The organism is Gardnerella vaginalis 1500E (genome assembly GCF_000263595.1).
Lineage (GTDB): Bacteria > Actinomycetota > Actinomycetes > Actinomycetales > Bifidobacteriaceae > Bifidobacterium > Bifidobacterium vaginale_E.
This window is the reverse complement of sequence record NZ_ADES01000005.1, coordinates 77253-104105: the sequence shown is the minus strand read 5'-3', so window position 1 is coordinate 104105 and position 26853 is coordinate 77253. Positions and strand designations below refer to the sequence as shown.

The following is a 26853-nucleotide window of genomic DNA, read 5'->3' as shown; positions in this document are numbered from 1 at the left end:
TGTGGCATAAGCAGAGCATTAGTGCTAGTGTTAGCTAATCAACAGAAATCGATGGAAACAGAGCACAACTGCAAAGCTTATTACTCGGCAGCAGCTTCTTCGGTAGACTCTTCCGTAGCAGCGTCGTCAGTAGAAGCTTCGCCATTAAACTTTGCTAAGCAAGCGTCTTTATCTGCCATAATCGCGCTCAAAAGACCGTGAATAAACGCAATAGCTTCCTCATCGCTATACATTTTTGCGAGCGCAATCGCCTCGTCAATCGCAACCTTGTCTGGAATTTCCTCGTTAAGAAGCATTTCCCACACCGCAATGCGCAAAATATTGCGGTCAATAACTGCCATTCTGCCAACTTTCCAGCCGGTTGAATAACGGTTAAGCGTCTTGTCGATTCTGTTGCGTCGCTCTCCTACGCCTCGAACAATCTCAATAGCGTACTCTGGAAGCGGAGTTTGAGCGCCAGGCTCTTTAACGCGCTCCTCTAGCAAAGAAAGAATAGGCTGATTCTTTTCATCCGCCTCATAAAGCGTATTCAAAGCCCTCTTACGAGCAGTGGAACGTGCCATAATAGCGCCCTTCTGTGTAACGTATAAAAATTACTTAATAAAGTTGTATTAAAAATTACGCGACCCAGCAACGAATAATCGCCACCGGGTCACACTATAAAAATTATTTAGAAATAAATAGCTAATTTAATTAGATAACTAATTTTTTAATTAGATAATTAATTCTTTAGTTTTCGCGACCAAGGTAAGAGCCGTCACGAGTGTCGACCTTCACCTTTTCGCCTTCACCCACGAAGAGTGGAACCTGGATTTCAGCACCGGTTTCCACGGTTGCAGGCTTAGTGCCAGCGTTAGAACGGTTGCCTTGCAAGCCTGGCTCAGTGTGCGTAATGGTCAAAATTACGGAAGCTGGAAGCTCAACGCTCAAAGGAGTGCCGTCATGGAAGCTTACGATGCAGTCGGTGCCTTCAAGCAAATACTTGCTCTGCTCACCAACCAAAACCTTAGGAATATAAACCTGGTCGTAAGTGGTCATGTCCATGAATACAAAGTTGTCGCCATCTTCGTAGGAGTATTGCAAGGTACGATTATCAACGGTCTCGAACTCCATCTTCATGCCGGCGTTAAAAGTCTTGTCGACAATCTTGCCCGAGAGCACGTTCTTGATGGTGGTACGCACGAATGCAGGACCCTTGCCTGGCTTCACATGCTGGAATTTAACGACGGTCCAAAGCTGACCATCAAGGTTCAAAACCGAACCATTCTTAATATCATTGGTAGTCTGTGCCACGAGTTACCCGTTTCTTTCGCTAATAAAGCTGCAATTTTAGCAGCTTAAGAAATAAACCTTGCTTATTATGCCACAAAGCGTCAACTAATTAAAATAACAACTAAAATAACAACCGCATTTAACGCAATTATTTGTTACTCTGATCGTTTTGTTCCGAAGACTCTGAGTTTTGACTACGACCCATTGGAATATAGCCACCTTGATCATCCTTAGGATGTGGAGCATCAAAAGGATACCCATTGCCATCTCTACTTAAAAATCTATCGCTCACTTTTTTAATTCTATCTTCGCACTTGCTTATAACAGCTTTTATTTTTTGATAAGCTTGCTTTAACTCTTGATAATTATTGCTGCTTTTAGCAAGAGCATTGCCAGCATCATTAATAGCATTTTCTAGACTTTTAGAAGCAGCAGCTAAAATAGGCAAATTTTTCGCTTTTTCTACAAGTTCTCTAGCTTTTTTAACAAGATTTAATAATTGATCACCAAAAGCAGTTCTGCTAGTTTTTAGTAAATTCTTTGCATGCGTTTTAACAGAATTAGCATCTTTACGCAAAGCATCCAATTTGTCTGAAAGCTTATTTTCAACTGTTGTAGAATCGTAAGAATCCGCGCCAAGTGGGCATACTGGAATATCATCATTTAAGTCATCATTAGCATAGCTTAGAGAAGATTCAAAATCATCTGCAGCGTCTTTAGTGGCATCAAAATCTTCATCAAAATCAGCAGCTTTTATATTAGAAGCATCTTTAACATCTTGACTTGATACAATTTTTTTAAGCTCTTCTTTAGCATCGATTACTTTTTTGCGCAATTGAATGCAAATTTTAGAAGGCTCACTTGCTTTTAGATTAGGCTTAGAGTTATTAGCAAATAATGCAAACCATAATCCAGCAACAACTCCGATTGATATAAGAGATACACAAACAATAACAGCAATATCCTTTTTATCGCTTAACAAGGAGTTGTTTGAATCATCATTAGAAGATCCAAAAATATTTTCTTGCTCATACTGAGCAGGATTATTAAAAGAATCCAAATCGCTAGTATCTTGATATCGATTATCATTGCCTTCCATGTTATAGAGATTATTACAATCTTTTGATATTTTTCAATCACATATAAAAGCATCATTACAAAACATTAATTTATAATTATTTTTACAAAAAAAGAACATAAACTAACATAACTTCCTTTTTTGTTTACATGCGTCTATATAATGAACACGTTCGAACAAAAACGAACATACACATGATTTAACCCAGAAGGAAAACCATGAAGAAACATATATTCGCATCTTGCGCATGCGCAGCAATGATTTGCTCATTAATACCAGTTCATCAAGCCATTGCTAGCGAAGAATTAAACACAGGGTTAACGCAGCAAAAAGAATCTGTTGCGACTAATCCAGAAAACAAAGAAAACAAAGAAAACACACTAAACACTTGGCATGAAGCAAAATATCAGGGATTCTTTGATCCAACTCCTACTGGGCTAAAGTGGAAGTTTGACGAATCCACCAATACTCTTGAAATATCAAAAATTAACGGAACAGATTTTGCATCCAACTCAATTGAAAAGATAATTTCATCTAATAAAAATAATCCAGATGGCGTAAATTTTGATACATCTAAAGTCAAAGTCATAAATATTGTTCAATCAGGCGATCAAACTGAAAATGCTGGAAAAATACAACTCGGCAATGGCGCTAGCAATCTATTTTCAAACTTTGCAAATCTAGAAACAATAAACAATTTGGATTTATTTGACACTTCTAATGTAGAAGATATGTCTGGAATGTTTTCTTCAACTCCTAAGCTAAAAAACATTAATGGAACTAAAGACTGGGATACAAGCCGCGTAACAGATATGAGCAGCCTGTTTGAAGATAGCGGAATAATCAGCATAAATCCAATATCTAACTGGGACGTTAGCAACGTTGAAAACATGCAGCTAATGTTTAGAAACACAAAAAATTTGCACACAGTTCACGGATTAGACGAAAAGTGGAACACTAACAACGTTACCGACATGACTAGCATGTTCGAAGGTAGCGCAATCGAATCTGCAGACGGCATTAGAAACTTTAAAACGCGCAATGTTCATCATATGAACAACATGTTCTACCAAGCACATAACCTTTCAAACGTTAAGGGAATTACTTGGGACAACACCTACTGCGATGAAGCAACTGGAATGTTTGAAGAAAGTGGATTAACAACTACCGAAGGCCTAGAAGTGTTTACAAACAACAATCTTTCTTCAATGGGAAGAATGTTTATGAACGCCAACAAGCTAGAAGACATTAAAGCGCTTGAAAACTGGGATATTAGCAATACTAACGACATTGGCAGAATGTTTACTGGAACAACCGCGCTTAAAGAAGCTAATCTTGGAAAATGGAAAACTTCTTATGTTGGAAATATTGTTGGTCTTTTTGAAAACAGTGGCGTTAAAAAGATAACTGGCTTAGAAAATTGGGATACAAAAAACATTTGGAATATGGGAAAAGTATTTTCAAATACTCTTAATTTAATGCAAATACCGGGAATCGAAAAATGGAACACTTCTAGCGCAACAGATATGAACGATATGTTTGCAAACTCTTCTATAACTTCGCTAGATATTTCTAAGTGGGATTTAACGCAAGCTCTTAATATTCAAACTGGTTCATTAAACCAAGGTGTTAAAAACATGTTTGGCGGCAGCAAAATCGATGATATTACTATTCAATCTGGAGTTGACCTTAAGCAAACAAATCTTTCGGCACTTACTGACATTTGGAAAGAAGCAAGCGCACAAGGTGGAAATCTTCGTATTAAAAAAGGTGGATTCTCAAATAGTGCAGAAGAATTAATAAAAAATAACGCAAAATCAAGCGATAATAAGGCTCCTAGAAGATTCTTACGCGGATACTTTATGGCCGCAATAGAGCACGGTGATGCTAGTATTAGTTGCTTGGTTAATACAAATGGAAAGAATAATTTTGTTGATGCAATTGTTAATTGCCAAGATGCAGACAACAAAATAGTTGACTTCCATAATCTAGATACAAACGCAGCAAATACAACTTTAGCTGCAATGCTCGGATTAAAAGATGAAGTGATTACAGATTGGAATAATGGCAACTCTGTTTTTAACACAGATTTAAGCAATCTTGATTTCAGTAAAGATTTTAATTTGACTGTTAAAACAACTGTTAAAACTCAAAGTACTCAAACGGAAAATTCAAACGTTGTTGAGCCTAGTGCAGATGAATCTTTGGGCTCTGATTTGGATTCTGACTCGAATTCTAATTCGGATTCTAATTCGGATTCTAATTCGGATTCTGATTCTGATTACAGTTTGCTCAAGTTATATAGACTATTAGCTTCGTTCAATCAAAATGACTATAACTATAGCCGTTATTATCAAGCTAGCGCTGCTGCAAAAGCATATTCTGCAGAACCATCTAAAATTGCGGAAGCTAAGACTGCAGAAACTAAGACTGCAGAATCAGCTCAATCGCAACAAGAAAATCAAGATACTTCTTACAAAGCAGAAATCACCAAAAAAACTGCAACAAATAAGAAGCATACCGAGCCAAGCAGCAAATCGAGCAGCAATAAGGCTGATTCCAAAGATTTGCAAAGCAATGATTCTAAAGAAAACAATTCTAAAGATGATGATTCAAGTAAAATCGTAAATAAAAAGAAGGGCGCACTAAAAAATAATAACTCTATCGCAAAATCAGCCTCTTCAAACAAGAATACGAATGTATTAGCGATTGCTATATTAGTTGTATTTGGTTCTACAATTTCTGGAATTGTGACCTTTGTTTTAAAGAAAAACTAAAACATTTGCAATAATCTTCCGCAAAATGTTGTTCTACACGACACGTTTTACAACATTTTGCGGAAAACTCTAAGATTTTTAGATATTTATTAAGCGCCATATTGAAGAAGATATTTAGCAGCGCGCGAAGCTAATTCCTCACTCATTACAGGATTTCCGTCGTCGCCTTTAATACGCTCAGCTGCGGCGAAAATTTCGCGCACGTTTGCAATCGGCAAAACTGGGAATCCGAATTCTTGCTCTACTGCTTTTACTGCTGAAAGCTCGCTGTCTTTTGTGCGCTCCATTCTATCTACTGCCAAAATCAAGCCAACGACTTCCACCTTTGCTTCCGCTTTAAGCTTCGGCAAAGTTTCGCGAACTGCAGTTCCAGCAGTCATCACATCGTCAACAAGCAGAACTTTCATGCCGTCTTTTAACGGTTTTCCAACCATAATTCCGCCGTCGCCGTGATCTTTACGCTCTTTGCGGTCGAAAGTAAAGCCGACTGGCATATTGTGATTATTTGTTAAAGCCATTGCTGTAGAAACTGCCAGCGGAATGCCCTTATAAGCAGGGCCGAAAACAGTGTCGATATTTTTCGGAAGTTTGCCGTCTTCGATTCCTGCAATTACGCGCTGAGCGTAGTATGCGCCTAGATTTGCGATTTTCATGCCGTCGTCAAAAGCGCCCGCGTTAATAAAATAAGGCGATTTACGACCAGATTTTAGCGTAAAGTCACCGAATTTAAGCGCGCCTGAATCGAGCAAAAACTTTGTAAAACGCTCGTCTAATTCTGCCATAATTAGCTCTCTTTCTTAAAATATTTTTTAAATACTTTCTAAATACGCTTACTTTCTTAATTTCAGCGCCAAGTTTTGCCTTCAGCAAGCAAAGACGCAAGCTTTGGACGCGAATCAAGCAAATTATCAAGCTCGCGAGCAATGCGAATCGGAGCAGTAGGGTCCACCAAAGCGGCAGCACCAACTTCTACAGCATTCGCTCCAGCATACAAGTATTCCAAAGCTTTTTCGCCAGAATCAATGCCACCAATGCCAATAATTGGAATATCTGGCATAGCTTGGCGAACTCGCCACACGAATCCAAGTCCAATTGGGAAAATAGCCGGACCGGAAACGCCGCCCGTGCGGTTTGCAATAATCGGCTCGCCGGTTCGAATATCAATTCGCAAACCAACAAGCGTGTTAATCATGCTTAAAGCGTCTGCTCCAGCATCAACCGCAGCTTTACAAATCGACACAATATCCGTCACGTTTGGCGTCATTTTTACAATCATCGGCTTATCTGTCATTGCGCGAAGACGCGTAATTAAGCGGTGCAATGCAACCGGATCCGTACCAACGCTCATTCCGCCGTGAGTTACGTTCGGGCAACTAACGTTAATTTCAAGCATGTCGGCCGCAGAATCAGCGAGCTTTTCCACAACTTGCGCATAATCGTCGTCGCTGTGTCCAGCAACATTAGTAATAACAAGCGCTCCCATGGATTTTAGTTTTGGCAACTCGTCAATAAGATAATGGTCAACTCCCGGATTTTGCAAGCCGACTGCGTTTACCATTCCAGAAGGAGATTCTGCAGTGCGCGGAGAAGGATTTCCTTCCCAAGGAACTGGAGAAACGCCTTTAGTGCAGATTGCGCCAAGTTGACTCACGTCGTAAAAGCGCCTGCATGCTGCGAGTTGGAAGGTTCCGGAAGCTGTACCAACCATGTTCTTCCACTTAACGCCCGCAACTTGAGTTGGATGCTTCCACACATGGCTTGTGTCAAAGCCTAAAGTTTCAGCGGAATTTGTTGCAGAATTTACGCTATTTTCGGAATTATTTTCGGCATTTACGCTATTTACAGAATTATTTACAGAACTCATGATTTTACTCCCAACCCAAACGATTCGCATCAAAAACAGGACCGTCGTTGCAAACTTTCAGCCTGCCTTCCAAAGTGTCAACCACGCAAGCAACGCAAGTTCCATAACCGCATCCCATACGCGCCTCAAGACTCAGCTGGCATTTAACGCCGCGCTCATGCGCCCAGTGAGCCACAGCTTTCATCATTGGCAATGGTCCGCAAGACAAAATAACCGTTGGCAAATCGTCGTCGAAATCAAAATGCTTAACTTTTTCAAGTTCGTCAAGAAGCGTAATAACAGTTCCTTCAGCATTCGTAATACTGTGCACGTCTGAAATATATTCCTTCATTAAGTCGTCTGCAAAACGCTTACTACGGTAGCCAAGAACTGCCGTTACGCTAGAATCCTTGCGCGCACCCAAAGCCTGAGCTGCGAACATTAAAGGCGGCACACCCAATCCGCCACTAACTAGCACGTAATGCGCAGGAGAATCAATATTAAAGCCCAATCCCAAAGGACCTAATGCGTCAACTTTATCTCCAGAGCGAAGATGCGAAAAAACTTCCGTACCCTTGCCAACAACCGCAAAAATAAGCGTAAAAGTATCTCCATCAACGCTTGCAACTCCAAAAGGACGCGGAAGCATAGCAGTTGGGTCAGGGGAATACAAGTTCACAAACTGCGCAGGAGTAGCTTTCTTCGCAATCTCCGCATCCCGCAAAGTCAAACGATACACGCCTTCGTCAAGCTGCTCGTTATTAAGCACTTCTACAGACCTGCGCCCCCAAAGACGCGAATATTTTGCGCTTTTACTTTCATCCTCACAAGTTGAACCGGAAGAGTCAAAAGCGTCTTCACGTAACGTAACTATGGCGTTTCCATAGGCTTTTCGCGTTGGAATAAACATGCCATCACTCATGTGGTTTCCCCTACCCTTGTATGTGTTTTGTACCGTTGCGTTTTATTTTTAAGTTTTAATTATATTTTTAGTTATATTTATTTTAGTTATACATTCTAGCGATACACCGCAGTCCGCAAGTCGTCGCGCATATTTCTAGCAGCAACAGCTGCAGATTCGCACACAATATCAAGAATATTATCAAGAGACATATTTCCTTGATTTTTAGCGTAATCTTCAGACTTTTTCCACGCGCCAATAATACCGCGAGAAGAGTTTACAATAGCACCATCACCGTTTGCATCAAACATTCCAGCAACATCTTGAGCCGTGCCACCTTGAGCGCCGTAGCCTGGAACTAGGAAGAAAGTGTGCGGCATAATCTCGCGCAAACGCTTTCCTTCTTCCGGATGCGTAGCGCCCACAACAGCACCAACCTTGGAATAACCGTGCTTACCAATGCTTGAAGTACCCCAGTTTTCAATCAAATCCGCCATATGCTCATACACTGGCTTTCCGTCTTGCAAAATAAGCTCCTGAAGCTCCTTGCTAGAAGGATTCGAAGTGCGAAGCAGCACAAAAATGCTTTTATTATGCGAAACTGCTTCATCAATAAAAGGCTTCACACCATCCGAACCCATATAAGGGTTTACTGTAAGCGAATCTTCATGCCAAACGTCCAGATTTTTAGAGCTTTTTAGAAGATTTTTAATAGATTGAGGCAGTACGTTACCAGTAGCATTTTCGTCTTCAAAATATGCAGAAAGGTTAGCAAAACCGCTTAAATGAGCCGCATATTGACCAGCTGTAGAGCCAATATCTCCGCGCTTTGCGTCTCCTATTACGATTAGTCCACGCGATTTTGCGTATTCGCAAGTCATTGCGTACGTGTCCATTCCGGCAGAACCTAGCGCTTCATACATTGCTATTTGTGGCTTTACAGCAGGCACAAAATCCGCAACCGCGTCAATAATCGCACGATTAAACTCAAAATAAGCCGTAGCTAAAAGCGTTGGCAGCGCTTCTTCGCCTTCTACTTCTTGCAAAACTTCGTCTGCAAGAGCGCTAATAACTTCCGCAGGAACAATACCAGGTTTAGGGTCCAATCCCACAACGCTAGGATTTTGCTTTGCTGCAATCGCATCAATTAATTCATCCATTTACTACCAACCTAAATTATTTATTTCAATCACATTATTGAAAAAACTTCAATCACAGTCTTGAGAACGCAATTTCCGAACCAATAATCGTCGCAACCGGCCTGCCTGTAAGCTTCCAGCCGTCAAAAGGAGTGTTTCGAGCTTTAGAATGGAAGGAATTTGCGTCAACCACCCACTTTTCTCGCATATTAATCAGCACTAAATCAACGTTTTCAGGATGCTCAGTAATATTTAAGCGCAAAGTTCGCTTGTTTGCGCAGCGTGAAGAAACGTTAAGCAAAGCCGCAATATCCGTAGGTCTTCTGCTCATTAATTGCATTGGATTTACTGCCATTAATTCGATTAAATGCTTGTCATCCGTGTATCCTGCATCAACCAAAACTTTGCGGCACACGCCGTACGCGCATTCAAGCCCAATAATTCCGTTAGGAGTTTCTGCAAAATCGCCCGATTTTTCTTCCGCCGTGTGAGGCGCATGATCTGTTGCAATCATGTCGATTGTGCCGTCTGCAATAGCAGCGAGAGTTGCTTGACGATCTGCTTTAGAACGAAGCGGCGGATTCATTTTTGCCATTGAACCGTACTTCAGCACATCCTCGTCGCACAAAGCCAGGTAGTGCGGAGCTGTTTCGCAAGTAATTGGCAATCCCTCTTTTTTCGCTTTACGAATCGCTTCAAAAGCTGCCGCCGTGCTCACATGCTGAAAATGCACGTGCACCCCAGTTTCGCGGGAAGCGTCAATATCTCGCTGAACTATTGCAAGCTCTGTTGAAGCTGGGATTCCGCCAACGCCAAGCATTTTTGCAACCGGCCCATCGTTTACTGCTCCCGTATCATGATGCTCACAATGCTCAACAAAAGGCAAACCAGTTTTCTTCGCCATAGCTAAAACATCTCGCAAAATCGGTTCAGGAACTGCAGCACCGTCGTCGCTTATGGCGGTAATAGGATGCTTTTTCATAGGAGAAGTTTTTTCGGCGTCGCTAATTCCTGCAACATACTTTTCCCAAAGCTCAATATTGCTTGGTTTTAAGCCTTTACGACCCAAAGATGCGCACACGCTTAAATCGTAGCGAACCGGTAATTTTACGCCGTAAATGCAGCCGTAACGCTGCAAATAGTCAACTACGTTTTCTACATCAAAAGGAGCATCTTCCCAAGGCTCGCAGTCAAGAGCAGGAACAGTATTCGGCATAATCAAAACTTGCGTATAGCCGCCTGCCGCCGCAGAATCTGCGCCGGTCATCATGGTTTCTTTTTCAGTTTGACCAGGATCCCTAAAATGCACGTGCGGATCAGCAAAACCAGGAGCAACAACCAAGTCGCTTGCATCAATATCACCAGAAATGCGCGCATTGCCTTCTATAAGCGCATCCTGACGAACGCCATCAACAATAAGATCAATTCGCTCGCCAGTATCCCACACGGAGATATTGCGCAAAGTTAATGTGCCAGCTTCGTTCATATCACTCCCGTTTTGCCTAAGTTTTCGTAAGTTTTCGTAAATTTTGCGTAAGTTTTCGTAAATTTTACTTATTTTCTGCTTCTTCGTCACAATACATGCAGCGATACTCATGCCTTACGGAATCAGCCTTGTAGAACTTGCGTTTAAGAGTTAGCTCACTGTTTGTTATGCAGCGAGGATTCGGGCAAGTAAGAGTTTCAGGCGCATTCTCGTCGGTTGTGTGCACGCGAGGATCTGCCAAGGAAATTCCGTGCGCGTCAACCGATTGCAGCTCGTCTTCTGTAACGTTCACAAAATCGGTTGGCTCGTAGCCGCAAAGCTCGTCGCCAAGAACGGAACTTTCCAAAGCCATGCGCATAAGCATACCGTTTTTAACCTGCTCAAAGTATGCTGCGCGCGGGTCGTTATCAACATCAACAGCAATCTCGTTAATTCGAGGAAGCGGATGCAGCACAGGCATATGCGACTTAGCTTTCTGCAATTTTTCTTCCGTCAAAATATACGTGTCGCGAAGTCGCAAGTATTGCTCGCGATCCGTAAAACGCTCTTCTTGCACGCGAGTCATGTAAAGCACGTCCAAGTTGCCAATTACTTCCATCAAGTCGCGAGTTTCTTCGTAAGAGCACGATTCGGTTGCGTTTATGCGATCAATAACATATTGCGGAGTTTTAAGCTCATCAGGACTAATTAGCACAAAATGAACGTTTCCAAAGCGGCATAAAGTTTCAATAAGCGAGTGAACTGTACGACCATATGTTAAGTCGCCGCACAAGCCGACAGTGAGATTATTGAGTCGACCAAAACGAGCAAGAATAGTTGCCAAGTCTGCAAGAGTTTGCGTAGGATGCATGTGTCCGCCGTCGCCCGCGTTAATAATAGGCGTGCTCACAGCTTGCGTTGCAACAAAAGCAGCACCCTCCTTTGGGTGACGCATAGCGACTACGTCAACGTAGTTAGAAACGACTTTCAAAGTATCGTTTACAGTTTCACCTTTACTTGCGCTGGAAAGTTGCGCGCCTGCAAAACCGATTACTTTTCCGCCTAAACGCAGCATTGCGGTTTCGAAGCTTAAACGAGTGCGCGTGCTCGGCTCATAAAAAAGAGTGGCCAACACTCTGCCATCGCAAGTGTGAGCCACTTCTTTACGGTGCGAATCAATGTATCGCGCTTTGTCTAAAAGCATTCGTATTTGCGCAGTTGAAATATCATCTAATGTAACAACACTTTTACCGGCAAGAGAATTTGCAATCGTGCTGCAAGAAAAAGTCTGATGCAAAGAATTAGAAGAACTAGATGAATTAGAAGAACTAGAGGCGTTCATTGCGTTCGTCATAAATATCGCTTACCTTTCGTCAGTTGGCAAGACGGCCGCAATCACACGCGACCTACACAATTTTACTGATTAGCGTTGACGAATCCCACATCCGGAGTGGCGACATACTAGCATTAACTACAGCAAAAATTAGCGAGCGTAGAAAAGACGAGACATGATTTCTCGGCACTGACGCATGGTTGCTAAAAGATCGTTTTCAAAAACGCGGCCCTGATTCGGCTCGTAGCCAAGGTAAGTGGCGATTCCGCCCAAAGAATACGAGTCTGTTGGAATCACATCCGCGCGAGACATTGACCCAGACCACAGGAAGTTCGCGTTGCGCACTGCAGAACACATATGCCAGCAGCGCTCCAAAATTTGAGCATCCTCATTCTCAATCAAATGCTCAGATTGTAAAGCTTTCAAAGCTTGCATTGTGCCGACCACGCGCAAAGACTCGTAAGTGCCAGCGTATTGCAATTGCAAAAGCTGAACAGTCCACTCAACGTCGCTTAAACCGCCGCGGCCAAGCTTCAAATGCCTGTCCCTACTAACTCCCCTAGGCAAACGCTCAGCTTCCATACGCGCTTTAAGCTTACGAATTTCAGCAAGCTGAGATTCACTAAGAGGATTTTTGGCGTAACGCAAATCGTTCACAACGCCATCAAGTAGCGCATCAGCCAACTCTTTTGAACCTGCAGCAAAACGTGCTCGAAGCAAAGCTTGATGCTCCCAAGTACTAGCCCATTGACGATAATACTTTTCACAAGACTCCAGCGAACGAACAAGCGGACCGTCTTTTCCTTCCGGACGCAAATCCAAATCAACCATGATTTTCGGCTCAAGAGTAAGAGAACCTTGCAAAATATTTCGCAAAATATCTACAGTTGTTTGCGCAAAACGGTGAGCTGCTTCTAAATCGCAATCTTCACCAACCGGCTTGTAAACTACCATTATGTCTGCATCCGAACAGAAGTTTACTTCCCTACCGCCGTAGCGGCCAAGAGCAATAATCGCAATTTCTGCTTGAGGAGCGGTAAAATTCATGCGCAAAGCAGCCTCGCGCATAGACCAGCACAAAGCCGCGTCTAAAACAGCGTCAAAAACATCGCTCATAGCGCGCATAGAAGTATCGTCATCAATAAGACCACACATCCAAGCTAAAGCAACGCGCTCAATTTCCTGACGGCGAAGAGCGCGCAAAGACTGCGCAAAATCCGCAATATTACTAGCATAACGAGCAACCATTGCGCTAGTTTGCATGTCGAGACTTGCTCTATCTCGCGCAGATAGCACCTCATCGTCGCCAAGCCAAGTAATAGACTGCATAGACTGCATCATGGCGTCACCAAGATAGCGCGAATCTGCCAAAACGTGGCAAAGACGCTGAGCCGCGGAAGGAGAATCACGCAAAAAACCAAGATACGTATTCTTACCGCCAAAACGCTCCGCAAGACGCCGCCACGCAAGCAAACCCATATCCGGATTCTGGCCGTCACCAAGCCACTTCAACACCGCTGGAAGAAGAATTCTATGAATTTTAGCAGCCCTAGAAAGCCCTTCTGTAAGCGCTTCAACATGCAATTGTGCAGCTGCAGCATCCGCAAAACCAATAGAAGCAAAGCGCGCACGAGCAGCTTCCGGCGAAAGCACAATAGGATCTGCATCCGTTTGAGCATTAATCGGAAGCATAGGACGATAGTAAATATCCTTATGCAAATTGCGGATTTCGCGGCGAGCTTTATCAAAACGCTCAACCAACTCTTCCGGCCGCAGCCGCACAGCACGCGCAAGACGACGAATCTGATCATTATTATTAAGCTGCTCGGTAGAAATTGTGCGCGCACGATCCAAACCGCCGTTTCCTTGCGCACCCAAATCAGGGAATAAATGCGTGCGATGCATGTTCCACATTTGTTGACGATGCTCAAGAACACGCTCAAAACGGTAGTGTTCCGCCAAAAGCGCTGCCTGAGACCTAGAAACGTATCCGCCTTGAGCCAACGCCTGCAAAGCAGAAATAGTATCCCTTACTCGAAGCGACTCATCCTCACTTCCGTGCACAAGTTGCAGCATTTGCACAGTAAACTCAACGTCTCGCAAACCACCGCGTCCAAGCTTCATGTCTAAATCGCGCTGCGAAGATGGAATAAGCGACTCCACACGCTGACGCATATGCTGACAGTCTGCCACAAAATGCTCGCGGTGAGAAGCCTTCCAAATAAGAGGCTCAACCATAGCACGGTAAGCTTTTCCAAGATCCGCATCACCCGCAGCAGGACGCGACTTCAAAAGCGCTTGAAACTCCCAGCTACTCGCCCACTTTTCGTAATATTCACGGTGAGATTCAAGACTTCGAACAAGAGGACCATCCTTACCTTCCGGTCGAAGCGCAGTATCAATCTGCCAAAGAGGCGGCTCCAAAGAGCCAACAACTGTTGACTGACACACTTTTTGTAAAACCATCGCAATAGACGCGCCAACGCGCAAAGCAGCATCCTGATTCTGCTTGTTTCCGGAATCTGCAGGCTCAACAACATAAATCAAATCAATATCGGAAACGTAATTAATTTCTTGCGCACCAAGCTTACCCATAGCAATAATCGCAAACCTACACGCGGAGGAACCAGTAACCTGTCCGCGAGCAATCGCTAAAGCAGCCTCCAAAACAGCATCCGCCGAGTCGGAAAGCTTACGGCTAATATCCGGCTGCACTTCAACAGGGTCAGCGCTCGCTAAATCAGCCGCCATAATTGCAGCAACATGCTCACGATAGCGCGCACGAAGAGCAGAAACAGCTTGAGCAAAGCCAAGAGAAGTCAAGTAAATTGTGTTAGAAGCATCATTTGCCGAAGAAACCACAGTAGCCTTGTAAGCCTGAATTGCGCAAAGCAGATCAGCGCAACGCTCATCTAAAGTCATTGAAAACAGATGATTAGGATCATATGAAGCCGCTTTAATAAGATCCGGATGCGTGCGCATAAACATTCCCATAGCGCTAGAAGCACCAAGCACCTGCATAAGCGAAGCAAGCGGACAATTCATAGACGATATTGTAGACATTGAAGCAATATCAGCAATAGTTTGCGGCTGCGCCTGCATAATATTTTGAAGCGCAACTAAAGAAGCATCCGGATCTGCGCAGCGACTTACGCATTCAAGAAATTGCTGCAGACTAACAGCATGATTCATGCAATTTTCGCAAATATTTACGATAGTTTCGCGCGCAAAATCCGGACGAGCAAAGCCGGCTCTAATAAGACTTCTGGAAGTGAGTGCGGAAGAGTTTGCGCTGCTTTCGTTTAAGTTGGTTTCAGCAGTTGCACTATCTGTTCTATTCGCACTTTCCATACCGCAACTTTACACTGTGGTGGCGTACAAAAATCCCTCGCGGATTATCGAAAGATAAATCGCGAGGGATTAGTTAGTTACGCTAGCTAGTTACGCTAGTTACGCTAGAGCTTACTCGTTAGAATGCTTGCGACGGCGAGAAGCCACGCCTGCAGCACCAAGACCTGCGAAGATTGCAGCAAATCCTGCAAACAAGCCAGTTGCAGCACCAGTCTTAGCAATCTTATGGCCAGATGCGCCACTCAAACTATTAAGCAACGCAGCCTTAGCCGCCTGAAGCTTCCTCAAAGCCGCATCAACCTGAGCCTGGGTAGCATTAGGATCGTTAAGCACGCTCTTAGCCTCAGCCAAAGCCTGCCTGTAAGCCACAGCCTGAGCAGTATTAGCATTAGTTTCCACAGCATTGTTAACTTCGATTTGCAAAGCAGTCTTATCTACCAAAGCACCATAAGACTCATGGCCGTTTACAAAACCGTAGCCATTCCAATCTCCAGTACCATTGCCAGAGCCGCCGAAGTGACTCAAGAAGTCAAGAATACGCTTCTTAGCATCTTTAAGCTTCTTCAAAGCCGCATCAACCTCGGCCTGCGTAGCATTAGGATCTGCAAGCACGCGACGAGCCTCAGCCAAAGCATTCTCATACGCTTCAATATCAGCCTTATTGCCAATAATGAAGTACGGCGACTTACGGAAGTCAGCATCGCCGTCAGCCTCGGACTGAAGCTTAGACTTATCCGTGCTATTTCCAGCCTTAAGCTTAGCCTTAGCATCCTGAAGACGCTTCAAAGCCGCATCAACCTCAGCCTGAGTTGCGTTAGGATCTGCAAGCACAGAATTAGCTTCGTCAAGCGCGTTCTTGTACTCGTCAAGAGCCTGCTTAGACGCATCATCACCCTTAGCTTGAGCATTTAGATACTCAGGAGACTTAGTGAAGTCAGAATCCTTACCAGCTTCTTGGCGCAAATCATACTTGCTTGTGCTGTAGTTATCTTCGATCTTCTTCTTGGCTTCTTGCAAGGCCTTTAGAGCATCGTCGAGCTCTTTTTGGGTTGGTACGCCAGTTGCACCAGCCTTTGGCTTGCCAGTAGTTCGATCGAACTTCTCAAGCATCTCCTTAGCAGCCTTGAGCTTCTTGTTATAGTCGTCGAGAGCTTGCTTAGATGCATCATCACCCTTAGCAGTCGCGTTCTTGAACGCAGGAGTGTTCTCGAATACGTCTGTGTTGGTGTCAGTATCGCCGTCCTTAGACTTATCAACTTCGTCATACAGATCCTTCGGGCTGGTGACGTAGTTGGCAAGAATCTTCTTCTTGATTTCCTTCAGATTATTAAGAGCCTCGTCAACTTCTTGCTGGGATGGGATATCCTTTTCACCAGACTTCGGTTTACCGTTCTCATCGAACTTGTTAAGCAAAGTCCTAGCTTTCTTCAACGCTTTCTTATAAGCATCGACATCAGCATTATCCTTGCCATCATCAGTCTTCTTAGCATCCGCATTTTTGAACTCGGTTGTATTTTCAAAGTCATTGTCACCAACGGAAGTTGCACCGTAAGCAGTAGACTTCGCAGCCTCATCCTTCAAATCGCTAGCATTAGTCGCAAAGGCATCATCAATGTCTTTCTTAGCTTTCTTCAAAGCTTCAAGAGCATCGTCTACCTGCTTTTGCGTTGGCTTTTTATCTGGATCGGCGTTAGGGTCGGTGCTATTTACCTGAGCAATCAAGTCTTGAGCATCCTTGAGCTTCTTGTTGTAGGCTTCTAGCTTCTTAGTTGCAGAGTCAGCGGCAGTTGCAGCATCGCCGGTTTCCGTCTTTGCCTTTTCAAGCGCATTCTTGTATGGCACAGACGCTTCAAACGGAGGAACAACCGGCTTGCCGTCTTGATCCTTATCGCCTACCTCGTTCTTAAGCTTGTCGGCATTAGTCTTGTAGCCATCGGTAACAGTCTTCATGGCTTCTTGCAAAGTCTTAAGCGCTGCATCGACCTCCGCCTGAGTTGGGATTCTGCCTCCCGTTGGTCCCTCCTGATTTGGCTTGCCGTTATCGTCGAATGCCTGAAGAATCTCGATGGCCTTCTTCAATGCGCTGTCGTTAGTGCTCTCATCCAAAGCTTCAACGGCAGTTTTAGCTTTATCCTTATCGTCTTGTTTTGCATTATCATCATCTTTAAGAGCCACAGCATTCTTATACTCAGGCGTCTTCTTAAAGGCGCCATTTGCAAAGTCTTTAGCATCCTTAAGCGCAGCTGCATCGGTCTTGTAGTTGTCGGTGATTTGCTTCTTGGCGTTCTTCAAAGCCTCAAGCGCATCGTTAATCTGCTGCTGCGTTGGACGCTCGCTGTTCTTCTTGCCTGCCTCCGTAGCAGCCTTTACAAGATCGCGCGCAGTCTTGAGAGCATCCTTGTAGGCTTTAACATCCCCCTTGGCGTCTTCGCTCGTATCTGCGTCGGCGTTCTTGAACTCCGGCGTATTCTCGAAGTCAGTACCAGCTGCGGTTGAACCGTCAGCAGTAGACTTCGCTGCTTCTGTACTCAGAGCAGTTGTATCAGTCTTGTACGTGTCCAGCTTGGTACGTGCTTCATCGAGAGTCTTAAGTGCAGCGTTGATTTCTGCTTGCGTTGGCTTTGCGTCTTGTGGCGTATCTTTATCGTCATGCTTCTTCAAAAGCTCTTGAGCTTCGGCCAATGCCTTGTCGTATGCCTTCTTAGCTTCTGCCGCCTGCTTGTTCTTATTATCATCAGGCTTGCCATCAGCAGTTAGGAAGTGAGGATCAGACGCATTGCGATAAGCATCAGATGTAACCGTACCTTCGGTAGCAGGCACATTGCCTTGCTTCTCTTTACCGTGCTCGCCAACACTTGCTGTGAGCTTGGTGGTATCAGTATTGTACTTGTCAAGCTCTTTACGCGCGTCATCAAGGTCTTTTTTAGCTTTGTTTACCTCTTCTTGCGTTACACCAACTTTTGCAAGTATCTTTTTTGCTATGTTAAGTGCTTCGGCATATTTGTCATATGCTTGCTTTGCTTGCCCATTTTTCTCGTCATCTGCTCCCGAGCTATCGGCTTTTTGGAACACGGGCCGCGAAGCATTCTTAAACGCAGGGCTTGGATGCGTATCCGAATCCTTGTTAATCGACTTAATCAGCTCATCGGTCTTAGTCTTAAACTTATCCAGACCTTCAACAGCTTTGTTAAGCTTTTCAAGGAGCTTTGTAACATCCCTATTCAAAGGCTGACCCTTAGCGTGGGACTGGATGCTCTTAAGATAGTCAGGGCTACTAGTATCTCCATCCTTTGCAGGAATATTATTTGTTGAGATTGGATCACTATCAGGCTTACCATCGACCGTATCTTGGGGCATTTCATCATTGAAGGCTTTTTGCAGCTGTTCAAGTGCCTTGTCATATGCGTCTTTAGCCTTCTTAGCATCCGATCCTTCAGCACCAGCGGACGCGTTTTTATACGCTGGGCTATTATGAATAGCCAAACTCTGAAGCAACGCCGCCGAAATCTTGCTGGTGTCGGTGGCGTACTTATCGATTGCCTTACGGGCGTCAAGAAGTTGTTTCTTAACTGCATCAACCTTGTTCTGATCTACGGTGCTCCCCGGCTTATTTAATTCATCCATCAAGTCTTTGGCAGCGTGATAAGCGTCGTTATAGGCTTTGAAGTCCTTTGCAGCTTGAGAATCTTTGCCCTCAGCTTGCGCTTTATCAAAGGCATTGAAGTACGCTGGCATCAAATAACCACTGAAGTTGTCAGCAAGCGCTTTACCAAGATCGGTTTTATCCGTAGAGTACTTATCAGCATGAAGTGCTGCTTCAGCGTCTTCAAGATCTTTTTTGGCCTTTTCTACATCTGCCTTTGTAGCTTTGTCATTGGCGAGAACTTCTTTAGCTTTCTTTAGCGCGTCGTCGTAATTCTTAACGACTTGCTGGGCATCAGGATCGTTAGTCTTCGCCTTTGCATTCTTGTAGAACACGCTTTGCTTGTCAGGTTTGGTTGGATCAGGATTATCGAAGCTCTTCTGCACGGCAGCGTCAAGAGGAGACTTGTCGGTTGCGTTCTTGTCGAGATCCGCTTTAGCCTTTTTAAGATCCTCAATAGCCTTGTTTACTTCCTTCTGCGAAGCTTTTGGATCGGCCGCAACCCTATTTGCTTCAGTCACAGCGTTATCGTAAGCTGTACGTTCTGTCTCGCTCGAGTTCTGGTAGGTTGGGTCGGCAGTCTTGAGCTTTTCGTTAGGATCAGCTTGCGTAGCATCACCCGTGTTCACATGACCATGCTGAGCGATGGCATTATTCAACTCATCCTTGTTGGTGGTGAAGTCGTTAAGCTTTGCGCGTGCAGCGTCGAGTTTCGCCTTGGCGTCGTCAACAGCCTTTTGCGTGGCGTTTTCGTCGTCATTTAACGTCTTAGCGTCTTCGAGAGCCTTGTCGTAGGCTTCTTTAGCTTTCTTAGCATCCTCATTCTTCTTGGTATCAGGCTTGCCATCAGCATCTTTGAAGTCGGGATCGCTTACGTTCTTGAACTGGTTCGTTGCTTGCGTACCAGTTGCAGCGCTAGAGCCTTGAGCAGCTGTGCCGTTCTCGTCGATGGACTTCTTAAGCTCTTCTTTCTTGGTAGCATCACCATCAAGCTCGGCGCGTGCCTTATTAAGGTTAATCGTCGCGTTATCGATTTGCGCCTTTTGCTCTTCGGTAAGCTTCGACTCGTCCGTATCCTTTACTTGTGCATACAGCTTAGTGGCAGCATCAAGCGCCTTATCATACGCATTCTTCTTAGCATCAGATGCGTTGTAGTACGTAGACTCGGTTGGAACATCAGTATTATCAACCTTAATAGTCTTGTGCTCGCCAATCGACTTAGAAAGATCCTTTGTCTTATGATTCGTCTGCGGCACAAAGATAACGTTAATTGCCTTAGGCGTGTTGTTTGGATTCTTTTTATACGGATCTGTGTATACACCGCGATAATATGTCAAAGCATATGGTGCAACAAAAAGACGTGTCTTAAAAACTTTGTTCTGCTTAGCAGCAACAGTTACAGAACCAGCCTCGTCGTCCCATGTATACTTACCCACCTGCGACTCTTCATCACCCATATTCGCATCTGAGTTAGCAACTTGTGGATCGCCTATCCAATATGCGCCATTCATCATACCAAGGGTCAGCTCGGTAGTAGGTTCACCATTTTTATCAATTGAATAATGCATATGAGATTTGGTCGGCTTGCCGTGCGAACCTTCGTGATCGAGCTCTTCACCACCCGTAAGCGGACGCAAACCTGTTTTCTGATCCTTAGGTGTGGCTTTGATAAGTTTCACAATCTCAGGAGCGGTGAACTTTTGAGCTTTGGTTGGGTCATAACGATAGATGAGTGTAGTGTGTTTATCGTCACTCCACGAGAAACCCTCATCGCTATCGCGACCATCGAGCTTTTTCTTTACCAGCTCAACGTTATAATCAGTACGAATATCTGGGAGACGCGTGAGTTTATCTTTGGTTATGTCTGATGTAAACTTCGCAAGTGCTTTATCAGTCTTAATGGTTACATTAATATTATTTTCTTGTAAGCCGTTTGAACGGCCTTTATTAGCATCGCCTGCGCCAGTAAGGTCACCCGTAATGTAGGAAAGTGTAATTTGATCTTTGCTGGTAAGGCCAAGCTCTTTGTTGTCTTTGTTAGCGTCAAAAATAGCTGTTTTAATTCGGTCAAGTTCGGCGCTTGAATATCCAAGAGGATTAGCGACAATGACTGATTTGTCGTCTGTAGGAACAGAAATATCCTTTTCTTCAAGCTTTTTCAAAACGAGGTCTCGCAAAGCAATCTTTGGCGCGTCGTTTGGATCCACGCCAGCAAAGTTGATAGTGAATTCACCCTGGTCGTTAATAGTCACCTGATCTAGGCTTACGTTATTAAGGCGCGCAAGCTTGCGTTTAATATCGGCTTTTACCTCGTCGGACACCTTGGACGGGTCAGTGTCCTCAACAATCGGCTTATCAATGCGCGTATCGTAGCGCGCAACTGTAAGCGGAATAGCTTGCGACTTAAAGCCCAAATCCGTAACCATATAGGTGTTAAGAGTCTTCGCGCCAGCTACATAAGAGTTTGTATCGCCAGCTTTTTTAGCATTAATAGCATCAAACGTAGTCTTGTCGTAAGCACCATCAGCTTTTACTTTAATATTTTCTGTAAATTTACCAGAAAGCTGATCATTTACCGACTTTTTATCGCTACGCTCAGTATTAATATTGCCAGCTTCAGTGATTGCTGCTTGAACCTTTTCAGGAGTAAGCTCTTGGTTATACTTAAGCACCACAGAGCCAGAAGTTTTTGGCGGAACAAGCGTTACAGCGCGGAATACGTTTGTTTTATACGCAATCGTTTCTTTGCCATCTTTAGTTACGTACACGAAAATAGAGCGACTGGCTGTATACTTCTCAGCGCCGCCGATATTTCCATTTCTAAAAAGAGTCGTCATCTTAAGATCAGCAGAGCCGTCGCCATTCGCATTAAACTCATATTCGCCAGAATAAGCTTGGTGTTTGTTTTTATCTTTCGAGTAAAAATCAATACCTCTCTCACTTTTTTCATTATTGAAACCATTTGTCTTAGAAGGGAAAATAGCAATATTGGTAATCTTGCTACCATCTTTTGGTGCTGCAAAGTGGAAAGTAACAGTATGCTTTTCGCCATCTACGCTATACGTGTTATCTGAGCTTCCCCAAGCATACGCATTTGGTACAGTGTCAGCGTTATTCTCGTTAATATCAATCTTGGTGCTGCCATCATCTTGAGCCGCTGGCTTAATTTTATTAGGATCTTGATTTTCTGCACCATTAGCAGCGCGATCATGAGTTTCAGATCCAGTAGTCTCAGTTTGCTTATTTTCATCAACCGCCGCACGCCTTACACGCTTCTTTGTAGCAGTCGGTTTATCTTTAGTATCGTCAGTATTTTCAGTATTCTCAGACTTATTATCTTCCTTATTGTCAGACTGCTCCCCATCCTCTTTATTAACGTCAGTCTGATTCTTCTTATCAGCCTTATCAGCTTCATTCTTCTTGTCAGCATCAGCCTTCTCACCAGCATTCTCAGCAGCAGCCCCAGCCTTCTCACCAGCAGTCACAGGAGTCTGGGCTGCATCAGTAGAAGTAGTAGCAGCACCAGTCTCCGCCGCCATTGCAGGAGTTGCACCAAAAGCAAACGCTGCACCAGCAATCACGCCTGCTGCACCAACTGTAAACGCAGCCATCTTGCGAGCGTCAACAGCCTTTTCAATTGCGCTACTTACTGCAGCATCCAATGTAACCTTGCGTGCGTGTTTCCTAGAATTTGAGCTGGCCATGATCTATCTCCTTAATACCAGATTCTCTCTTAACAAGTCTTTATGAATTTATTAGTGAAGAGCTTGCTGCAGCAATCAAACGCTGATTGAACTACGGTCAAACACATATGAAACTTCTGCACAGCTCTCTGAATCGCTATCTCTTTTATTGATATTTATATTCAATAATACTGAATATACAAGGCTTTTGCAACATATTTGTTATGATGTATAGCCTACTAGACCCCCCCCCCGCGGGGCTTTATTCCAACGTTTTCGTCAGGTTTTTGTGATCAAAATTAATATAATAAGTGTAAGCTAGATTACAGTTTTAATGGCGATTCTAAACACATGTTTAATATAGAACGCGATTATTTTATGCATTTATACATTTTTGCGCATTTATATACATTACACACTCTATGTTAAATTTCAATACTCACTGCCTGTTGTTCAAAGAACACTAACATCATTGCTGCTGCACACACTATACCAGGCACGCAAACCACGCACCACACCGCAGCTTAATTTTTCGACTTTAGTTGCACTTAGTAAACCACGCACTTTACGTAACTTTCTGCACGAGTCTATGAGTTTTGTGTTGTCGTTTAATGTGTTGAGAGGCTGGAAAAATTGTGTTCAGTGCTAAAAGAGGACTGAGAAGCTACATTCTTTAAAGATAGGCGAACACGCTAAACTCTTTTATCAGCCAGGGCGCCCGAAGGACGGGACGCACGCAAACACAAATTTTCTAGCCTCGTCAAAACCAAAAAACTAAATCAGTTACAAAACTCATAGACGATACTAAAGAACCTACGAAACTCGCAAAAAGTCGCGCTCCTACCCAATTTTCGTAAACAGCGGCTTCACATTCGACCAAATCCTTCGCGCAATACCCGGATGATTCATGGTATACAAGTGAATGCCATCCACGCCTTCAGCAATTAAATCGTTAATCTGCTGAGAAGCAAAAATACTGCCGGCATCGCGCAAGCACTCAGCGTTACTCCCCCAACGATCCATCATTGCGGAAACTTGTGAAGTAATACGAGACGCACACAAGCTCGTCATGCGCTGCACTTGCGAAGCATTCGCCACAGGCATCACGCCAGCCTCAATCGGCACGTTAATGCCAGCCGCACGAGCTAAATCACGGAAGCGCAAAAAATCCTCGTTATCGTAAAAAAGTTGCGAAATTAAGTGAGTTACACCCGCATCAACTTTGCGCTTAAGATTCTCAATATCCGCCTGCAAACTTTCCGCTTCCGGATGCTTCTCCGGGTAGCAAGCGCCAAGAATAGGCAAATCCGGGTGCTTTGAACGAATGTAGGAAACCAAGTCACTAGCGTGCTCAAAAACGCCGGCCGCTTCCTGGCCTGCAATCACGTCGCCACGCAAAGCCAAAACGCCGGAAACGCCAGCATTGCTAAACATTTCCAAAGCTTCATCAACAGCATCATAATTAAGGTAGCGAGCTGTTAAATGAGCAACAGCATCAATGCCATATTCGGAACGGATCGTATGAGCAATACGCGCAGTAGCAGTACGATCCTGCAGCTTTCCAGTGCCGTAAGTAACCGAAATAAAATCCGGATCAAGACCCTTCAAACCATCCAAAGTATCGTAAATCGTACCAATAGGAGATGTGCGCTTAGGAGGAAAAACTTCCAGCGAAAACTTTGGTTTATAAGTCACAACTCACCCCCTATTTAGATTGTTGCACTGCTGACTGCTCAGTTGATTGCTCGATTGAGCATTAGAAAGCTCTGCGCGCACTTCTTTAGCTGCAGCAACAAGATTCTCCAAGCTTGGCCAAGTTTCAGCGTCGCCACGCGTTTTAAGACCGCAATCCGGGTTAATCCAAAGCTTCTCAGCAGGCATCTTGCGCAAAATCTCGTGAATACGCTCCACAAGCTCAGCCTTACCAGGAACGCGCGGAGAATGAATGTCGTAAACGCCAGGGCCAGCCTCAGTTTCAAAATGCGCGTCATGAATAGCGTCAAGCACAACCAAGTCGCCGCGAGAAGCCTCGAAAGAAATCACATCCGCATCCATAGCATCAATGTCGCGAATAATGTCATTAAACTCCGAATAGCACATATGCGTGTGAATTTGCGTAGTCGCAGTAACTGCAGAATGAACCAAGCGGAAAGCAGCAATCGCCCAATCCAAATACTTCTTATGCCAATCAGAGCGGCGAAGCGGCAACTTTTCGCGCAAAGCAGCCTCATCAATCTGAATCACGCGAATACCAGCGCGCTCCAAATCCAACACTTCATCGCGAATAGCAAGAGCCAACTGCTGAGTCTGCTGCTCGTGAGTAATATCCTCGCGAGGCCAAGACCAGTTAAGAATCGTCACAGGGCCAGTAAGCATGCCCTTAACAATATGCTTAGTGCAGCTTTGAGCGTAAGCGCTCCAAGCCACAGTAATCGCAGACTCGCGAGAAACATCCGACCAAACGATTGGAGGCTTCACGCAGCGCGTACCATAAGACTGCACCCAAGCGTTCTTCGTAAACTTAAAGCCGCGCAAATGCTGGCCGAAATATTCAACCATGTCGTTGCGCTCAAACTCGCCGTGAACAAGCACATCCAAGCCAATCTGCTCCTGATGCTCAATGCACTTGGCAATGCGATCGCGCATAAACTCGTCGTAAGCTTCGCGCGAAATCTCACCCTTACGAAGAGCGGCACGAGCGTTACGAATATCTTTAGTTTGCGGGAAGGATCCAATAGTAGTAGTTGGCAAATCCGGCAAGCCAAGAGCTTCCTTTTGCAAACGCTGGCGCTCAGCCCTTTCCGGCAGTCGCACAAAATCAGAATCTTTAAGATTCGAAAGACGATTAGCAACAGCAGCATCCGCCTTCACGCGCGAACCGTCGAACAAAGCCTGATTTTTAGCCAAAACGTTACTTGATTTGCGGCTTTCGTCACTTTCTGCAGCAAGATTTGCAATATCGCGAATCTCCTTCAACTTTTCAACAGCAAAAGCAAAATGCCGCAAAACATCCGCGCCCAAAGCATCCTCACCAACAGTGCTAAAAGGCACGTGAAGAAGCGAGCAAGCAGAAGAAACAGCCACGCGATCCGTAACATTCTCACGCAAAGCGTCAATAAGCCCAAGGCTCACAGCATAATCGTTACGCCAAATATTACGGCCGTTCACAACGCCTGCAAAAAGCGTAGTATTATTGTTCACACCATAACGCTCAATGGCAGCAAGATTTTCATCCTTGCCTTCCACCAAATCAACACCAACGCCGTCAAAACCAAGATTATTCACAGTTTCGTAAGCGTCAGCAATATTTCCAAAATAAGTGTTAAGAAGAATCTTAACTTCCCCACTTCTAGCATCAAGCAAAGGCTTATACAAAGCTTCAAAAAGCTCCAAATCGCCATCTTCTTTATCAAGCGCCAAATAAGGCTCATCAAACTGCAGCCAAGTTGCGCGAAGCTCGCCAAAACGCTTAACAATACTCGCATAAGCGTTAGCCAGAGCCGAAATCACAGACTCAGTTACTTCCAACTCCTGAGCCTCAGGAGTACGAGCCAACTTCAAAAAAGTATAAGGACCAATCAACACAGGCTTCGTTTCCAAGCCCTGCGCGCGAGCCTCCAAAAACTCGTCAAAAGGCTTAGTTCCAGCCAAACGCAAGTCTTGCGGATTCTCAACTTCCGGCACAATATAATGGTAGTTAGTAGTAAACCACTTCTTCATCGGCAACGCCGTCACATCGCCGCGCTCACCCTGGTATCCACGCGCAATAGCAAAAAGCGTATCCTCAGCATGCTCAAAATTCAATTTACGATAACGCTCCGGCACAGCACCCAGCAAAATAGCAGTATCGAGCATTTGATCATAGTAGCTAAAATCATTACTTGGAATTAAATCAATTCCAGCTTCCGCCTGCAAACGCCAATGCTTAGCACGCAAAGACTGAGCAACATCACGCACATCATCCAAAGAAGCATCCTGCTTCCAGTAGCATTCAATAATCTTCTTCAACTCACGATCAGCACCAATACGTGGAAAACCAGACACCGAAGTTAAAACCGTAGACATACATCCTCCAAAAAATTTCTTTTCGACTCACATTTACATTTGTTTCTTTCGACTCGCTTTAGCCTAGCAAAGAAATGCGCGACTGTGGTCATTAAAGAACTTGGGGTGTCGTTATAAGCTTAATTTATATGCTTAATTTCGTATGAACTAACCAGTTGTGAGCAATGGGAATTACTAGCGCGCCACCTTGTTTAATGTGGTGCGAGTTTGGGGGATTTCTTTCCTCGCACGTCCCGTCCTTCGGGCGCTCTGGCTGTTAAAAGAGTTTAGCGTGTTCGCCTTTCTTAAAGAATGTAGCTTCTC

General features: G+C 44.4%; 14 protein-coding genes. 1 reads left to right on the top strand and 13 read right to left on the bottom strand.

The window, feature by feature from the left end:
• Nucleotides 1-80 precede the first annotated feature (80 nt).
• From nusB to CGSMWGV1500E_RS04480, 3 genes are all read right to left on the bottom strand, one after another.
• Entirely contained in the window at nucleotides 81-563 is a 483-nt protein-coding gene (nusB, locus tag CGSMWGV1500E_RS04470) for a transcription antitermination factor NusB (RefSeq protein ID WP_004127168.1), read from the bottom strand.
• 166 nt (nucleotides 564-729) lie between these two features.
• Nucleotides 730-1293: an elongation factor P gene (gene efp / locus CGSMWGV1500E_RS04475; RefSeq protein ID WP_004111770.1), complete on the bottom strand. Its 564-nt coding sequence runs from the start codon at nucleotides 1291-1293 to the stop codon at nucleotides 730-732.
• A 127-nt stretch (nucleotides 1294-1420) separates the two neighbouring features.
• Entirely contained in the window at nucleotides 1421-2371 is a 951-nt protein-coding gene (locus CGSMWGV1500E_RS04480) for a hypothetical protein (RefSeq protein WP_004127165.1), read from the bottom strand.
• A gap of 197 nt (nucleotides 2372-2568) precedes the next feature.
• On the opposite strand from CGSMWGV1500E_RS04480, the gene CGSMWGV1500E_RS04485 reads away from it, so the two are divergent.
• Entirely contained in the window at nucleotides 2569-5127 is a 2559-nt protein-coding gene (locus CGSMWGV1500E_RS04485) for a BspA family leucine-rich repeat surface protein (protein ID WP_004127156.1), read from the top strand.
• A gap of 89 nt (nucleotides 5128-5216) precedes the next feature.
• On the opposite strand, the gene pyrE is transcribed toward CGSMWGV1500E_RS04485, so the two are convergent.
• The 10 genes from pyrE to metE form a co-directional block, all read right to left on the bottom strand.
• Complete coding sequence (pyrE, locus tag CGSMWGV1500E_RS04490; RefSeq protein WP_004127153.1) at nucleotides 5217-5909, bottom strand: orotate phosphoribosyltransferase; 693 nt, start codon at nucleotides 5907-5909, stop codon at nucleotides 5217-5219.
• 62 nt (nucleotides 5910-5971) lie between these two features.
• Entirely contained in the window at nucleotides 5972-6991 is a 1020-nt protein-coding gene (locus tag CGSMWGV1500E_RS04495; protein ID WP_004127150.1) for a dihydroorotate dehydrogenase, read from the bottom strand.
• Between the two features lie 4 nt (nucleotides 6992-6995).
• Nucleotides 6996-7892 (bottom strand): dihydroorotate dehydrogenase electron transfer subunit, encoded by an 897-nt coding sequence (locus CGSMWGV1500E_RS04500; RefSeq protein WP_004127147.1) that lies wholly within the window; start codon nucleotides 7890-7892, stop codon nucleotides 6996-6998.
• Nucleotides 7893-7987: 95 nt separating this feature from the next.
• Complete coding sequence (gene pyrF / locus CGSMWGV1500E_RS04505) at nucleotides 7988-9031, bottom strand: orotidine-5'-phosphate decarboxylase (protein WP_004127144.1); 1044 nt, start codon at nucleotides 9029-9031, stop codon at nucleotides 7988-7990.
• Between the two features lie 52 nt (nucleotides 9032-9083).
• Complete coding sequence (locus CGSMWGV1500E_RS04510) at nucleotides 9084-10496, bottom strand: dihydroorotase (protein ID WP_004127141.1); 1413 nt, start codon at nucleotides 10494-10496, stop codon at nucleotides 9084-9086.
• A 64-nt stretch (nucleotides 10497-10560) separates the two neighbouring features.
• On the bottom strand, nucleotides 10561-11829 hold the full coding sequence (gene pyrB, locus CGSMWGV1500E_RS04515) for an aspartate carbamoyltransferase (protein WP_004127138.1): 1269 nt from the start codon (nucleotides 11827-11829) through the stop codon (nucleotides 10561-10563).
• 129 nt (nucleotides 11830-11958) lie between these two features.
• Nucleotides 11959-15159 (bottom strand): bifunctional [glutamine synthetase] adenylyltransferase/[glutamine synthetase]-adenylyl-L-tyrosine phosphorylase, encoded by a 3201-nt coding sequence (locus tag CGSMWGV1500E_RS04520; RefSeq protein WP_004127135.1) that lies wholly within the window; start codon nucleotides 15157-15159, stop codon nucleotides 11959-11961.
• 111 nt (nucleotides 15160-15270) lie between these two features.
• Complete coding sequence (locus CGSMWGV1500E_RS04525) at nucleotides 15271-22506, bottom strand: FIVAR domain-containing protein (RefSeq protein WP_004127118.1); 7236 nt, start codon at nucleotides 22504-22506, stop codon at nucleotides 15271-15273.
• Between the two features lie 819 nt (nucleotides 22507-23325).
• Nucleotides 23326-24180: a methylenetetrahydrofolate reductase [NAD(P)H] gene (gene metF, locus CGSMWGV1500E_RS04530; RefSeq protein ID WP_004127116.1), complete on the bottom strand. Its 855-nt coding sequence runs from the start codon at nucleotides 24178-24180 to the stop codon at nucleotides 23326-23328.
• 3 nt (nucleotides 24181-24183) lie between these two features.
• A complete protein-coding gene (gene metE, locus CGSMWGV1500E_RS04535) occupies nucleotides 24184-26550 on the bottom strand; it encodes a 5-methyltetrahydropteroyltriglutamate--homocysteine S-methyltransferase (RefSeq protein ID WP_004127114.1) in 2367 nt (788 codons plus the stop codon).
• Nucleotides 26551-26853: the final 303 nt, after the last annotated feature.

Bases quoted from the DNA above. Each gene is read 5' to 3' on its own strand.
- CGSMWGV1500E_RS04520 (WP_004127135.1), bottom strand. From the start codon at position 15,159: ATGGAAAGTGCGAATAGAACAGATAGTGCAACTGCTGAAACCAACTTA.
- CGSMWGV1500E_RS04525 (WP_004127118.1), bottom strand. From the start codon at position 22,506: ATGGCCAGCTCAAATTCTAGGAAACACGCACGCAAGGTTACATTGGAT.
- CGSMWGV1500E_RS04510 (WP_004127141.1), bottom strand. From the start codon at position 10,496: ATGAACGAAGCTGGCACATTAACTTTGCGCAATATCTCCGTGTGGGAT.
- CGSMWGV1500E_RS04495 (WP_004127150.1), bottom strand. From the start codon at position 6,991: ATGAGTTCTGTAAATAATTCTGTAAATAGCGTAAATGCCGAAAATAAT.
- nusB (WP_004127168.1), bottom strand. From the start codon at position 563: ATGGCACGTTCCACTGCTCGTAAGAGGGCTTTGAATACGCTTTATGAG.
- CGSMWGV1500E_RS04480 (WP_004127165.1), bottom strand. From the start codon at position 2,371: ATGGAAGGCAATGATAATCGATATCAAGATACTAGCGATTTGGATTCT.
- pyrB (WP_004127138.1), bottom strand. From the start codon at position 11,829: ATGACGAACGCAATGAACGCCTCTAGTTCTTCTAATTCATCTAGTTCT.
- CGSMWGV1500E_RS04485 (WP_004127156.1), top strand. From the start codon at position 2,569: ATGAAGAAACATATATTCGCATCTTGCGCATGCGCAGCAATGATTTGC.
- pyrF (WP_004127144.1), bottom strand. From the start codon at position 9,031: ATGGATGAATTAATTGATGCGATTGCAGCAAAGCAAAATCCTAGCGTT.
- CGSMWGV1500E_RS04500 (WP_004127147.1), bottom strand. From the start codon at position 7,892: ATGAGTGATGGCATGTTTATTCCAACGCGAAAAGCCTATGGAAACGCC.
- pyrE (WP_004127153.1), bottom strand. From the start codon at position 5,909: ATGGCAGAATTAGACGAGCGTTTTACAAAGTTTTTGCTCGATTCAGGC.
- metE (WP_004127114.1), bottom strand. From the start codon at position 26,550: ATGTCTACGGTTTTAACTTCGGTGTCTGGTTTTCCACGTATTGGTGCT.